Source organism: Pseudomonas sp. SWRI111 (assembly GCF_014268555.1).
Lineage (GTDB): Bacteria > Pseudomonadota > Gammaproteobacteria > Pseudomonadales > Pseudomonadaceae > Aquipseudomonas > Aquipseudomonas hamedanensis.
The window spans coordinates 198,796-212,957 of the sequence record NZ_JABWQQ010000009.1 but is presented as its reverse complement, the minus strand read 5'-3'; the positions used below and the strand labels follow the sequence as shown (position 1 = coordinate 212,957).

The 14,162-nt window shown below is 59.3% G+C and carries 11 protein-coding genes; 4 read left to right on the top strand and 7 right to left on the bottom strand.

Features of this window, described 5'->3' with window-relative positions:
* Positions 1-406: 406 nt before the first annotated feature.
* Entirely contained in the window at positions 407-3,073 is a 2,667-nt protein-coding gene (gene aceE, locus HU755_RS13495) for a pyruvate dehydrogenase (acetyl-transferring), homodimeric type (protein WP_186633336.1), read from the bottom strand.
* Between the two features lie 175 nt (positions 3,074-3,248).
* Between aceE and HU755_RS13490 the strand changes: the two genes are divergently transcribed.
* Positions 3,249-3,701, top strand: a complete 453-nt coding sequence (locus tag HU755_RS13490; RefSeq protein WP_186633333.1) for a MarR family winged helix-turn-helix transcriptional regulator — start codon at positions 3,249-3,251, stop codon at positions 3,699-3,701.
* Positions 3,702-3,947: 246 nt separating this feature from the next.
* Here the strand turns inward: HU755_RS13490 and HU755_RS13485 are convergent, their stop codons facing one another.
* The 4 genes from HU755_RS13485 to HU755_RS13470 all read right to left on the bottom strand — a co-directional run bounded on the left by HU755_RS13485 (position 3,948) and on the right by HU755_RS13470 (position 8,000).
* Entirely contained in the window at positions 3,948-5,687 is a 1,740-nt protein-coding gene (locus HU755_RS13485; RefSeq protein ID WP_186633330.1) for a dipeptidase, read from the bottom strand.
* A 186-nt stretch (positions 5,688-5,873) separates the two neighbouring features.
* Positions 5,874-6,512 carry a LysE family translocator gene (locus tag HU755_RS13480; protein ID WP_186633327.1) on the bottom strand — a complete coding sequence of 213 codons (639 nt, stop codon included), beginning with the start codon at positions 6,510-6,512 and terminating at the stop codon, positions 5,874-5,876.
* A gap of 1 nt (position 6,513) precedes the next feature.
* Positions 6,514-7,284: a 2OG-Fe(II) oxygenase gene (locus tag HU755_RS13475; protein WP_186633324.1), complete on the bottom strand. Its 771-nt coding sequence runs from the start codon at positions 7,282-7,284 to the stop codon at positions 6,514-6,516.
* Positions 7,285-7,373: 89 nt separating this feature from the next.
* Positions 7,374-8,000, bottom strand: coding sequence for an alanyl-tRNA editing protein (locus HU755_RS13470; RefSeq protein WP_186633321.1), 627 nt, complete (start codon positions 7,998-8,000; stop codon positions 7,374-7,376).
* Positions 8,001-8,090: 90 nt separating this feature from the next.
* Between HU755_RS13470 and HU755_RS13465 the strand changes: the two genes are divergently transcribed.
* The gene (locus HU755_RS13465) at positions 8,091-9,089 is read left to right on the top strand and encodes a LysR substrate-binding domain-containing protein (protein WP_186633318.1); all 999 of its coding nucleotides are present in this window, start codon (positions 8,091-8,093) and stop codon (positions 9,087-9,089) included.
* Between the two features lie 461 nt (positions 9,090-9,550).
* On the opposite strand, the gene HU755_RS13460 is transcribed toward HU755_RS13465, so the two are convergent.
* Together HU755_RS13460 and HU755_RS13455 are read right to left on the bottom strand one after the other, a co-directional pair.
* The gene (locus HU755_RS13460) at positions 9,551-9,958 is read right to left on the bottom strand and encodes a PA2817 family protein (RefSeq protein WP_090285247.1); all 408 of its coding nucleotides are present in this window, start codon (positions 9,956-9,958) and stop codon (positions 9,551-9,553) included.
* Between the two features lie 88 nt (positions 9,959-10,046).
* On the bottom strand, positions 10,047-12,494 hold the full coding sequence (locus HU755_RS13455; RefSeq protein WP_186633315.1) for an acyl-CoA dehydrogenase: 2,448 nt from the start codon (positions 12,492-12,494) through the stop codon (positions 10,047-10,049).
* Between the two features lie 247 nt (positions 12,495-12,741).
* On the opposite strand from HU755_RS13455, the gene HU755_RS13450 reads away from it, so the two are divergent.
* Together HU755_RS13450 and HU755_RS13445 are read left to right on the top strand one after the other, a co-directional pair.
* The gene (locus tag HU755_RS13450) at positions 12,742-13,401 is read left to right on the top strand and encodes a transglutaminase family protein (RefSeq protein ID WP_186633311.1); all 660 of its coding nucleotides are present in this window, start codon (positions 12,742-12,744) and stop codon (positions 13,399-13,401) included.
* A 43-nt stretch (positions 13,402-13,444) separates the two neighbouring features.
* Positions 13,445-14,068 (top strand): glutathione S-transferase family protein, encoded by a 624-nt coding sequence (locus tag HU755_RS13445; RefSeq protein ID WP_186633308.1) that lies wholly within the window; start codon positions 13,445-13,447, stop codon positions 14,066-14,068.
* The last annotated feature ends 94 nt before the right edge of the window (positions 14,069-14,162 follow it).

Sequence of the window (14,162 nt, the reverse complement as noted above, 5' to 3'; positions counted from 1 at the left end):
GGAATAGCTCAGTTGGTAGAGCACGACCTTGCCAAGGTCGGGGTCGCGAGTTCGAGTCTCGTTTCCCGCTCCAATTTCACAAAAACGCCGATCAGTGATGATCGGCGTTTTTGTTTGTGCGCGTTTCCTGGCCCAAGCAATGACTGTAGCGCTATTTCATGCTTCCAGATCCCCTAACGGTAGATGTGAAGTTGGACCAAAGGATGTTTTGCTCTTCGGCAATTCTCGAGGGAACCGCCCCGTCGCCCATCTGCTCGCTTGCGCTCAATTCCAGCATTTGCGAGCAGGCGATTGGAACCAGATCGAGCGACGTGGGGGCAAGAGATCGGGCGGGACTTCCAGCCCGATCAGCGTACATCAGAGGGTCAAAGCAAAGAAACGAAGCCGTAAGCATGATCAAACAGAATCATACCGCTGCGGGATTCTGCTTCTCGGGGTCGATACCATAAAGAACAATCGCCTCGGCCACTTTTTCCCGTGCTATCGCTCCGTCATCGGCCAGCGCCTTCAAAGCCGCCAAGGCAATGAAGTGGCGGTCCACTTCGAAGAACCGACGCAGCGATTCGCGGGTGTCCGATTGGCCAAAGCCGTCGGTGCCCAGGGCCACGAAGCGTCGATTGGGCACGAACGGGCGGATCTGGTCGGCGAATATTTTCATGTAGTCGGTCGCGACCACCACCGGACCCTGTGCACGCTGCAGGCAGCTTTCTACATGGCTGATGCGAGGCGTCTGTTGTGGGTGGAGCAGGTTCCAGCGTTCGGCATCCTGGCCGTCGCGACGCAGTTCGGTCAGGCTGGTGACGCTCCAGACGTCACTGCTGACGTCAAAGTCGCGCTCCAGCAACTGCGCAGCGGCAACGACTTCCTCCAGAATCGAACCACAACCCATCAGTTGCACGTGCTGGCTTTCGGGCTGCGCAGGGTGGCGAAGCCGGTACATGCCTTTGAGGATGTCCTGCTCGACACCTTCGGGCATCGGCGGATGGGGATAATTTTCGTTGAGCAGCGTGATGTAGTAATAGATATCCTCGTTCTCGACATACATCCGCCGCATCCCATCCTGGATGATCACCGCCAGCTCGTAGGCGTAAGTCGGGTCGTAGGACACGCAGCAAGGGATGGTGGAGGACAGAACATGGCTGTGGCCGTCGTCGTGTTGCAGACCTTCGCCCATCAGGGTGGTCCGGCCGGATGTCGCGCCGAGCAGGAAGCCACGGGCGCGGGCGTCACCTGCCGCCCAGGCAAGGTCGCCGACGCGCTGGAAGCCGAACATCGAGTAAAAAATGTAGAAGGGCACGGTCATCACGCCGTGGGTGCTGTAGGAAGTGCTCGCGGCGATCCAGGAGGAAATTCCGCCGGATTCGTTCAGGCCTTCCTGCAGGATCTGACCGTCTCGTGCCTCCTTGTAATAGCTCAGTTGGCCGGCGTCCTGAGGCGTGTACAACTGGCCGACATGCGAGTGGATACCTATCTGGCGGAACAGGCTCTCCATGCCGAAGGTGCGTGATTCGTCGGGGACAATCGGTACGATCAGCTTGCCGATGTTCGGGTCCTTGAGCAGCGTACCGAGGATGCGCACGAACGCCATGGTCGTCGAGATTGCCCGCTCGCCGGTGCCCTTGAGCTGGCTGTCCAGGGTCGCCAGGGGCGGAATCTGCAAGGGCGCCACCGCACCGAAGCGCGCAGGCACGTAGCCGCCCAGTTGGGTGCGTCGGGCTTGCAGATAGAGGGCCTCGACGCTGTCGGACGCCGGTTTGAGGTAGGGCATGTCGCGCAGTTGATCGTCGCTCAGGTCCAGGCCGAATCGATCACGGAACGCCTTGACCGCATCGTCGCCCATTTTCTTCAACTGATGGTTGATGTTCTGGCCTTCACCGGCTTCACCCATGCCGAAGCCTTTCACGGTTTTCGCCAGAATGACTGTCGGTCCGCCAGTGTGGCGCATGGCGGCGGCGTAGGCGTTGTAGACCTTCTCCGGGTCATGGCCGCCGCGGGACAGTTTCCAGATGTCGTCATCGCTCAGGTCACTGACCAATTCCAGCAGTTCTGGGTATTTGCCGAAGAAATGCTCCCGCACATAGGCGCCATTCTGCGACTTGTAGTTCTGATAATCGCCATCAACGCACTCCATCATCCGCTGGCGCAGCAGGCCGCTGCTGTCTCTCTCCAGCAGGGCGTCCCAACCGCTGCCCCAGATCACTTTGATGACGTTCCAGCCTGCCGCGCGGTACAGGCTTTCGAACTCCTGGATGACCTTGCTGTTGCCGCGCACCGGTCCGTCCAGACGCTGCAGATTGCAGTTGACGACAAAGATGATGTTGTCGAGCTTCTCCCGGCCCGCAAGGGAAATCGCCGCCAGCGATTCGGGCTGGTCCATTTCACCGTCACCGAGAAACGCCCAGACTTTACGCCCTTGATGTTCCTTCAGCCCGCGGTTTTCCAGGTAGCGCATGAACCGCGCCTGGTACGCGGCGGTAATCGGTCCGAGTCCCATGGACACGGTCGGGAATTGCCAGAAGTCCGGCATGAGCCTTGGGTGCGGATAGGATGAAATGCCGTCGCGATCCGTCTCGCGGCGGAAATTGTCCAGTTGCTGTTCGCTCAGGCGACCTTCCAGGTAGGCGCGTCCGTAGATACCCGGCGAGGAATGGCCCTGGATGTACACCATGTCGCCCCCGAAATGCTCGGTGCGGCCACGGAAGAAGTGCTCGAAGCCGACGTCGTACAGAACCGCGGCCGACGCGTAGGAGGCGATATGCCCGCCGACATTCGAGTGTTTGCCGGCGCGCAGTACCATGGCCAGGGCGTTCCAGCGAATATAGGCATTGATCCGGCGTTCTACGGCCAGATCCCCGGGATAAGACTGCTGACGGTCGACCGGGATGGTATTGACATAGGGAGTTGTGACGCGCCCGTAAAAATCACCATGGCGGTTGGCGTCCAACTCCAGTATCCGGTCAATAAGGTAGTGGGCGCGAGAACGCCCTTCGACGCTCGCCACCGATTCAATGGATTCGAGCCATTCGCGAGTTTCTTGTGGATCCTCGTCGAGAAAAACGGGTTGTTGTGCCATCGTTGTCGTCTCCTGGACAGTGCAGCAGCACCCAGTCGTCTGGTGCCTGGCGAAGGGGCGTGGATCGACGCCAGCCTTCGAAAACAGTTGTAGTTGCAATTGCAACTACAGGCCAGAACTTAGCCTGTCGCGCGCTACAATTGCAACTAAATCGATTTCATGAAAAAGGTGATGCATGTCTTCAAACGAGCCGGATACCTGGTTCAGATTCGTCAGGGCGCACCGCTGTCTGATCCGCGAAATCGAGCGCCGACTGGCGGCCGCCGGGCTGCCGGCCTACGCTTGGTACGACGCGTTGTGGGGGCTGGAAAGCGGCCCTGACGGCACCCGGCGAATGAACGAACTGGCGGACGTGATGGCCATCGAGCGCTACAACCTCACTCGGCTGGTGGACCGCCTGGAGGCCGAAGGCCTGGTCACCCGCAGTCGCGCTAGCGATGACGGCCGCGGCGCGTATGCAGCCATCACCGGGCAAGGCAAGGCCCTGCGCAAGAAAATGTGGGCGGTCTATGAAGGAGCGGTGGAGGAACTGTTTCTGTCGCAATTCGACGACGCCCAGCAACGGCTTTTCAGCGACGCCCTGGAACGCGCGGCCAGCGCGGCGCGCAGCAGTGGGCGGGCGAAGTAAGGGAACGGCTCATTGGCGCGGGTTGCGATCCATCGCCAGCGAATCGTGGTATGAAGCCGTGACGGGAGTGAGCCGCTCGGACACCAGGTACGCGTCTCTTTGCTCCGCCAATTTAAAAAAAACGCCGATCATTGAATGATCGGCGTTTTTGTTTGTGCGGGTGTTGTAGCGGAAACAGTAAAGGATCCGGTTCTGAGTCCTTCGGCATCTTGAACCCGGTCACAGGCGACCGGGTTCAACAGCGCTTTACAGCTTCGGCAACTGCCCGACACGTCCCATCATTTCCGTGACGATCTGCAAATCGAGCAAGAACTGATCCACGGTTTTGAATTCCCCATCGGTGTGCCCGGTGTATTTGGCCTCAGGCCGAGCCAGGCCGAATTGCACCCCGTTCGGCAATTCGTGAACCGAGGTCGCACCAGCGGAAGTACCGAACTCTGACTTCATGCCGAGGTTTTCGCTGGCCACTGCGAGCAACGCCTTGACCCACTCACCCTCGGGATTGCGATACATCGGTTCGGCCACTGAGTAGTCGAACGCTACAGCGACGCGAGTCTTCTTGCTCCAGGCATCCAGTTTTTCAGCGATCTCAGCCTTGAGTTTTTCTGGAGACTTGCCTTTCGGCACGCGCAGGTTGACCGCCAGCTTGAAGGCTTTGTCATCTTCACCCACATAGGTCAGGGAAGTCGTCAGTGGGCCCATGAACGCGTCCGAGAAGCCCACCGCGAGTTTCTTGCCCAGATAGTCGAGGCCCCAGTTGTCGTCGGCATAGCGCGCGGCGTCGGTGAATTGGTTGTGCTTGAGCGCGACTTTGCCGTCCAGGCTGTTGATGAAGCTCAGCATCCGTGCGACCGGGTTGATGCCCGACTCGGGTTCGGAGGAGTGCGCGGAAACGCCGGTGACGGTCAATTTGACGTCTTTGCCTTCAACTTTTGCAGCAACCTGGAAGTCGCCGCCGTTGGCTTTGGCGTAGGCGTCCCCGGCTTTTTGCAGGCTCGCTGCCAGCTCGGCAGGTTTGTCGGTTACCAGTGTCACCACGGACGCGGACGGAATCTGGTTGGTCGCCTTGCCGCCGGTCATCGACACGATTTCTGCGCCGTTGCCCTCGGCCTTGCGCTTGGCGAAGTTGGCCATGACGGTGCCGTAGCCCTTCTCGGCAATCACCACCGGGTAACCGCCGTCCAGCGCCATGTTGTAGGTGGGCGTCGGGTTACGCTCGAAATAGTAAGGGATGGCGTCGCCCGTGGTTTCCTCGGTGGTATCGACCAGCAACTTGAAATTACGCGCCAGCGGCAGTTTCTCGTCCTTGATCGTTTTCATGGCGTACAGCGCGACGACAATGGCGTTCTTGTCATCCTCGGTGCCGCGACCGTACATGCGATCGCCAATCAGCGTGACCTTGAACGGGTCGAGCCTGGTGCCGTCCTTGAGCACCCAGTTTTCCGGTGTTACTGGCACCACATCGGCGTGCGCATGAATACCGACGACTTCGTCGCCTTTGCCGTCCAGAGAGATTTCGTAGACACGGTTATCGACGTTGCGGAATTTCAGATTGAAGGATTCGGCGAGTTTCTGAATCTCGCCAGCAATCTTGATGAATTCAGGGTTGTCGTGTTGCGCCACGCCGTCCTTGCGGAAGGTCGGAATCTCGACGAGTTGACGCAGGGTTTCCAGCGCGGCCTTGCCGTATTTCACACGGGTGTAGATACCCAGCAGACGATGGATTTCATTCTGCTGTTCGGCATTCAAGGTCTTGTTGTCGAGGAAGGCGCTGACGGACTGGTTGAGGTTGTCCGTTTTGGCCAGGTCGCTTTTCGCCAGGCTGCCGAGGAAGCTGCGGAAGTCCGCTACGGTCTTGCCGTCGAAGGATTTCAGGATCGCTGCGCTCTGCTCGGCAGTGATGTTGGCTTGTGCTGCGCTGGTGAACGAGGCGAGGCTGGCCATGACCAGCGTGGCGGCGGCCAGTTTTTTCAGGGAAAAGACCATGGAACAGGCATTCCTTTGCTAAAGGTTGGAGGAAAATTTCTGACGCTTGCGACAGAAACATTTTGCAACCTAACACCGCGAGGGCGTGAAGAGGGAGCCGGAAATTTGATCTGTCGCACAGAAATGCAAAAGAGGCGCGTATATGAAAAAGCCCCGGCAGGCCATGCCGGGACTTCTTTTTGAGATTTACATCGACAACATCAAGCGCCCGGCGAACAGAATCAGGATCACGCCCATGCTGCGTTCGAACCAGTGGCCCATGCGCATAAACAGCAAGCGCACTTTATTGCTGGAAAAAAACAGCGCGACGATCACGAACCACAGCGCGTTGACGAAGCACATCCACAATCCATAGAACGCCTGGATCTGCAGCGGTGTGCTGGCGCTGATGATCGTGGTGAAGATTGCGAGGAAAAACAGCGTGGCCTTGGGATTGGTCGCGTTGGTCAGAAAACCGGTGCTGAATGCTTTGAACAACGACTGTTCGACCAGCGGCTCGTCAGTGTTTTTTTCGCCTTCGACGCTGCTCTTCGGTTTGCTGCGGATCAGGCTGATGCCCAGATAAAGGATGTATGCGCCGCCGACCACTTTGGCCACCGTCAGCAGCCAAGGCGTGGTGTGCATCAGGGCGCCGACACCGAGCAAGGTATACAACACGTGCACGGAAATCCCCGCGCCGATACCCAACGCGGTGCAAATCCCCACCAGTCGGCCGAAGCGAACGCTCTGGCGAATGGTCACGGCGAAGTCCGGGCCGGGTGCGACCACGGCAAGAAAGTGAATAGTTGCCAGCGCCAGAAACTCGCCCAGGTAGTTGGAAAACATGTCAGCTCCAGAAAGTCAGAGGGGAAGCATTGCCGCGATAGCCGACAAAGAAGGACAGGCTCAAGCGCGGATCCGCCACGCCTGGGGTGACCGAGTGCATACGGCGCGAATTGAACATGATGAAATCGCCGGGCTGCGGTCGCACTTCGAGGGCGGGCGGCCCCAGCAGCGACGGCTCGATGCCGTAGCTGTCGCCACGCATTTCATCGAACTGGTCCGGCGTGATGTCGTCTTCCCACATCTGCAAGGCGCCGCCCTCGGTGGGCATGTTCAGGTAAACGTTGCAGGCGAACTGCGCTTCGAGGCTGCGCGCCTGGAAGCTGTCCGGTGCGTCTTTGGCGAAGATGTCGTGGTGGGCCAGAAAGCACACGCCGGGTTTGACTACGCGGGACAGGCCGACATACATCTTGCGGCCGTAGAGGTTTTCCAGGTGGGCACCGGCCGGCCACGATTCATCGAACATGCAGCGCAGGGTGTCGACCGGGGAAGAGTAGGGCGCGCAGCGATTGCGCAATTCGGCGATATTGCGGGTGGCGCGTTCGAAGTAATCCTCGATCAGTAACGGTTGGTTTTCCGCCTCATAAAATGCCATGCCGATACGGCCGATGCTCGGCGCGTTGATGTAGCCTTCAAAACCCGGCGCGAGAATCTTGTCGCCGAGCTCGATCGCCAGCGGCTCGGGTAAAAAGCTTTTGAGGCGGATGGCGAGGACTTCTTCGTTGGCCAGTTTTTTTATGCACGTCTCATCGAGACGCTCGACGTCTAGCATCATGGTTTAGGTCCATCTATCGATAGTCAACGGAACCTTCGAATGCGGCTCCCCCGGCGTCGGACGCTGCGCGGCGGCAGCGCCCGAAAAGCTCAATCCACGCTATAGTGGACGGACAACGTGCCCTTCTTCTGTGAAAGGGACGCGATCGTGACTGTGCCCAATTCCTTCAGGCTGCGTACATGAGTGCCGCCACAGCCGTAGGCCGGCAGTTCTCCAAAACCGATTTCCCGCGCGCCTTCGCGCAGCGAGGTCAGGCGCGGCAGATCGTGTTCGATCCACTGTTCGATGCCGTGCTGGACGGCTTGCGCCTGTACTTCTTGCGCGGCGTCACCCGGTTTGAACTGGACGCGGCCTTCGTCTGGCCAGTGGTGCGCCTTGACCGGCATCCAGCCCATGGCCTGAATGAAGTGACCGATCAAATGTCCCGCTGAATGCATGCGGGCGTTATAACGACGGCGCTCCTGGTCGACGCGGATCTGCGTCATGCCAAGGCTCACCGGCCGATCGACGTAATGAATGATTCGCTCGGGATCCTGAACCACCCGCAGCACTTCGGCATCACCGATCCAGCCCGTGTCGTAAGGCTGGCCGCCACCCTGCGGATGAAACAAGGTGGCGCGCAGCACCACGGCGAATTCGTTCTCGTAGGGTGTGCAGTCGAGGACTTCGACATTCGCCTTGAGGTCATCGCTATGGAAAAAAAGGCGAAGCGTCATATTCCATGCCCTGATTGAAGTTTCTATTTTTATTATATGAATCGTGCAATAACGTGATAATCCGTTCAAACATCAAAGGACTTGTGCGTTGTGAGCATCAATCTACCGCTGCCACTGCTGGGTGAAATGGCGATTTTCGTCAAGGTGGTCGAGACCGGCAGCTTTTCGGAAGCGGCTCGGCAGATGGGCTCGTCACCCTCGGCGGTGAGCCGCAGTATTTCGCGTCTGGAAAAAGCGCTGGCCACCCGCTTGCTGCAGCGCACCACGCGCAAACTGCGCTTGAGTGACGGCGGGGAAGAGGTGTTCAAGCGCTGCCAGGAAATGGTCAGCGCGGCCCGTTCGGTGATGGAAATCAGTGGCCAGTTCACCCACGAGGCGGAGGGCCTGGTGCGCGTCAGTGTGCCGAAAGCGGTGGGGCGGTTTGTGGTGCATCCGCACATGCCGGAGTTTCTGCGGCGTTACCCCAAAGTGGATGTGGAGTTATTGCTGGAAGATCGCGAGGTCGATTTGATTGACGATCATGTCGACCTGGCGATTCGCATAACCGATCGCCCCCCAGCCGGTCTGGTGGGGCGGCAATTGCTGACCATCGATCATTTGCTTTGCGCCACGCCGCAATATCTGGCCGAACACGGTACGCCGACGCATCCTCACGATTTGCTCAACCACAGTTGTATTTATCTGGGCGAAACGCCGAGCGATGCGCGCTGGAAATTCAAGAAGGGCAGCAAGGCGGTGACGGTGGGTGTGCGTGGGCGATATGCCGCCAATCATACGGGCGTGCGGTTGGGGGCGGTGTTGCAGCATATCGGGATTGGCAGTTTGCCGTATTTCACGGCGCGTTATGCGTTGGAGCAGAAGCTGATTGTGCAGGTGTTGCCGGACTGGACGTTCCTTGCCTCTTACCACGGCGGGTTGTGGTTGCTGCATTCGCCGACGCGTTATTTGCCACCGAAGTTGCGGGTGTTTATTGATTATCTGGTGGAGTGCCTGGAGAAGGAGCCGACGTTGGGCAAGCCTGGGAAATCGGTTAGCGGGAGCAATGCGGCTGTGGCGTATGAGTTGCCTGAGAGTGAGGGATTGCTTTGAGCGTTTTTTTCTGGGGGGCTTGGCGGCCTTAGGGCCGACCAGGCTGCTTGGGTTTTGGGTGAATATCCGTTGCTTCGGGTGGTGCTTCTGGCGGTTTCGCCCTTACGGCGAGTCCCTTTTTCAAACGCCAAAAAGGAACCAAAAGGCTGGGCCCCGGCGTTCGGCCCTTCGCTGAGGCTCAGGGTCCCTTCGTTCCGGGATCGATCCGGGCGCATCGCTTCCGGTTTGCTTCGCTGCACCTCCTTTCGATGTGTACGACTGCGTCGTACGGTCGCTGCGCTCCCACGCCCGGATCAATCCCTACACTCAGCCTGCCGATGGGGCCGGCACGGCAAGATCAAAAGCTACTCGAGCTTGCGCTCATTGTGTTGAGTGGTTAAGAGCGGGCGGAGGGGCTTTTGATTTTGAAAAAAAAGCCCGCATGGGATCTCCATGCGGGCCTTTTCATTGTGTGTTGAATATCAGTGTTTGCTGTCCTGTGCGGACATGGCCATCAGTTGTTTTTCCTGGTTCCAGTCGAAGGGTTCGTCGTTCTGTTCGGCTTCGAAGCGGCGTTCTTCGAGGGCCTGATACAGGTCGATTTCTTCGTCGGACAGGTAGTGCAGGCAGTCGCCGGCGAAGTACCACAGCAGATCGCGCGGGATCAGGTGAGCGATTTGGGGATAGCGGCTGATGACCTGGGTGAGGATGTCCTGGCCCAGGTATTGGCTTTCGATAGGGTCGATCGGCAGGGAGGCCAGCAGTTCGTCGAAGCGCTCGAGGAACAGGGCATGGCTTTCTTCGGGTACCTGTTCGGCCTCACCTACGGCGACCAGGATACTGCGCAGGTGGTCGAGCAAAACAAGATGATCGGCAACGACGTTGGACACGAGATAAGTCCTCAAGAGCAAAACGGGCGCGGGAGTATAAAGCCACCGCGCCCGTTTTTCATAAATAACCGCTAAACGTCAGCACGTCTCAGCGGATTTTTCCTTCGGCCAGCGCCAGCTCCTCTTTGTCGAAATCATCGACGTCGATCACTTTGCGGCGTGCCGCTTCGGCATCACGCAGGCTCTGCGCTTCCAGCGGTTGCAGCACGCCGGCTTCCAGTGCCGCGTCGATGGCGTGTTCGCCCGCAGTCGGTTTGACCTGACCGTTTTTCAGGGCGATGTGGAGTTTTTTGTGCAGCGGTTGTGCAGCATTCAGCAGATCGCTGGCATATTGCAGGGCACCCACCGCATCGTCCGGTGCTTGCGGGCGATAGCAGCCGGCAAGCAATTCTTCCAGCGCGGGATCGCCCTTGGCGCGACCGATGACTGCCGCGACTTCGGCACCGAGTTTGTCGGACGGGCCTTTGTGGCGCCGGCCGAACGGGAACACGATGACGCGCAACAGGCAACCGAACACTTTGTTGGGGAAATTGCCCAGCAGTTCATCCAGTGCCCGTTCCGACTGGCCGAGGCTTTCTTCCATGGCCCAGCGGAACAGCGGCTCCATGTACGCCGGCGAATCCAGATCGTGATAGCGCTTGAGTGCGGCGGAGGCCAGGTAGAGGTTGCTCAACACATCGCCCAGGCGTGCCGACAGACGTTCGCGGCGTTTCAGTTCGCCGCCCAGCAGCATCATGCTGAAGTCGGCGAGCATGGCGAATGCGGCGGCCTGACGGTTGAGCGCACGGAAGTAGCCCTGGCTGATTTTGTCGCCCGGCGCATGTTCGAAGTGGCCAAGGCCGAGGTTCAGCACCAGCGTGCTGGCGGCATTGCTCACGGCGAAACCGATGTGCTTGAGCAGCAGGCCATCGAATTCCTTGAGCGCCTGATCTTTGTCTTCGCGACCGGCGAGGGCCATTTCCTTGAGCACGAAAGGATGGCAGCGGATCGCGCCCTGACCAAAGATCATCAGGTTGCGCGAGAGAATGTTGGCGCCTTCCACGGTGATGAAGATCGGCGCGCCGTTCCAGCTGCGACCGAGGTAGTTGTTCGGCCCCATGATAATCGCCTTGCCGCCGTGCACGTCCATGGCGTGACTGATGCACTCGCGGCCGCGCTCGGTGAGGTGATACTTGAGGATCGCCGACAGCACCGAGGGCTTTTCGCCCAGATCCACGGCGTTGGCGGTGAGCATCCGCGCGGCATCCATCATCCACGCGTTGCCACCGATGCGCGCCATGGCTTCCTGAATGCCTTCGAAAGCGGACAGCGGCACATTGAACTGCTCACGAATCTGCGCGTACTGGCCGGTGACCAGACTGGTGAACTTGGCCGCGCCGGTACCCACCGCTGGCAGCGAGATCGAACGCCCGACCGACAGGCAGTTCATCAGCATCATCCAGCCCTTGCCGAGCATTTCCTGACCACCGATGAGGTAGTCCAGTGGAATGAACACGTCTTTACCCGCGTTGGGGCCGTTCATGAACGCGGCGCCCAGCGGCAGATGGCGACGGCCGATTTCCACGCCGGCGGTGTCGGTCGGAATCAGCGCGAGGCTGATGCCCAGGTCTTCCTTGTCGCCCAGCAGATGATCCGGGTCGTAAGCTTTGAACGCGAGGCCGAGCAGGGTCGCCACCGGGCCAAGGGTGATGTAGCGTTTTTCCCAGTTCAGGCGCAGACCAATGACTTGCTCACCTTTCCATTCGCCTTTGCAAATGATCCCAGTGTCGGGCATCGCGCCGGCATCGGAGCCGGCAAGCGGGCCGGTGAGGGCGAAGCAAGGGATGTCGTCGCCACGGGCCAGACGCGGCAGATAGTGATTGCGTTGTTCGTCGGTGCCGTAATGCAACAGCAGTTCGGCCGGGCCGAGGGAGTTGGGCACCATTACGGTGGAGGCAAGGTCGCCGCTGCGAGTCGCCAGTTTCATCGCCACTTGCGAGTGGGCGTAGGCGGAGAAACCCTTGCCGCCGTATTCCTTGGGAATGATCAGGGCGAAAAAGCCATGTTCCTTGATGTGTGTCCAGGCCTCGGGCGGCAGGTCCATCGACTGGCCGATCTGCCAGTCTGTGACCATCGCGCAGAGTTCTTCGGTCGGCCCGTCGATGAAAGCCTGTTCTTCTTCGCTCAACTGAACCTTGGGATAGGACAGCAGTTTGTCCCAGTCCGGACGGCCGCTGAACAGCTCGCCATCCCACCACACGGTGCCGGCATCGATCGCGTCGCGTTCGGTCTGCGACATCGGCGGCAGGGTTTTCTGAAACCAGTTGAACAGCGGCGCAGTGAAGTGTTTGCGGCGCAGGTCAGGCAGCAACAGCGGCGCGGCAACCACCGCCAGCAGGACCCAGAAGATGAACAGCAGCCAGCCCGGCGCGTGACTGAAAATCCCCATTGCCAGTAAATAGACGGCAACGATGCCCAACGCGGGCAGCGGGGCGATGCGTCGATGGGCGAGATACGCCACGCCGACGATCAAAACCAGTATCCACAACAACAGCATATTCAGTCCTCCGTGAACCAAGGCAAATCGACCCTCCAGAGCTTAGACGGCATCTGTAAAAGCGGGTGGTCAGAGCATGGTGATTGAAATCGTGGGAAACCCCGGATGGTTTTCGTAGGTTCGGTGGGCAACACGTGTGGGAAATCGTTCGTAGCTGCGCAGCTTTGCTTTCAGGTTTGGCCGAAACGTCGTTATCTCTGTGCTCAGGCTGTCGCTAGACTCGTGACTCATCCAGGAGATTGCCGCCATGCACGAGTATCTGAGCCCCGGCCGCTTCATCGATAGTGACCACCCGGCGATGGTGGAGTTCGCCGAGCGGCATCGCGGCGCCAGCCATGATCCGCGTAAGCAGGCGATCAGTCTTTACTACGCCGTGCGCGAGGCGGTGCGTTACAACCCCTACACCTTCAGCCGAGATCCGCAAACCTTGCGTGGCAGCTACGCGCTGGCAGCGGGGGAAAGTTACTGCGTGCCGAAAGCCACGCTGCTCGCCGGTTGCGCGCGGCATTGTGGAATTGCGGCGCGCATCGGTCTGGCCGATGTGCGCAATCACCTGTCGACGCCGCGTCTGCTCGAGTTGCTGAAAAGCGATGTGTTTGCCATGCATGGCTATACCGAGCTGTTTCTCGATGGCCGCTGGGTCAAGGCCACTCCGGCGTTCAATCAGCAACTGTGCGAGTTGTTTAACGTTGAAGCATTGGATTTCGATGGCATCAACGACAGCGTTTTTCACCCGTTCAACCGTGACGGCGCGCAGTTGATGGAGTATCTGATCGATCACGGCCAGTTCACCGACGTGCCGGAAACCTTCTTCTTCGAACACCTGGAAAAGTGCTACCCGCATCTGTTCAGTGAGCAGATGCCCGTGCTGCTGGGTGATATGCAGGCTGATTTGAGTCGCACCTGATCCGGCGTATGCTGGCCGTCCACTCACTTGCAAAGAGGCGGTCATGCTGAAGATCTGGGGACGGAAAAATTCATCGAACGTCAGAAAGCCCTTATGGGCTGCCGAAGAGCTGGGCCTGGCGTACGAGGCCATCGATGCCGGCGGCGCGTTTGGTGTGGTCGACACGCCCGAGTACCGCGCGATGAACCCGAATGGCCGGGTGCCGGTGATCGAGGATGACGGTTTCGTGCTGTGGGAATCCAACGCCATCGTTCGCTATCTGCTGGCCAAACACGCCCCAGACAGCGCTTGGTATCCGGCGGATGCGCAAGCCCGCGCAACGGCGGACAAATGGATGGACTGGACCACTTCCAGTTTCGCCGGGCCGTTTCGCACTGTCTTTTGGGGTGTGCTGCGCACGCCTGCCGAAAAGCAGGACTGGAAGGCGATCAACGCCGCGATCAAGGAGTGTGATGAGTTGTTGAACATGGCCGACCATGCACTGATCAGCCAGCCCTATCTCTCCGGCAATGACATCGGCATGGGCGACATCCCGTTGGGCAGCTTCATTTATGCCTGGTTCGAAATGCCCATCGAACGCGCCGCGCAGCCCCATCTGCACGCCTGGTACGAGCGCCTGAAACAGCGTCCGGCGTACCAGAAAGCGGTCATGACCGCGTTGACTTGATAATTACTATCGACACACTTGACTGTACTTGTGCGGCGACGGCAAGCACCATTGCGCTTCGTGTCGCGGTTGTTTCCCTCGCCGCCCGCCCTTA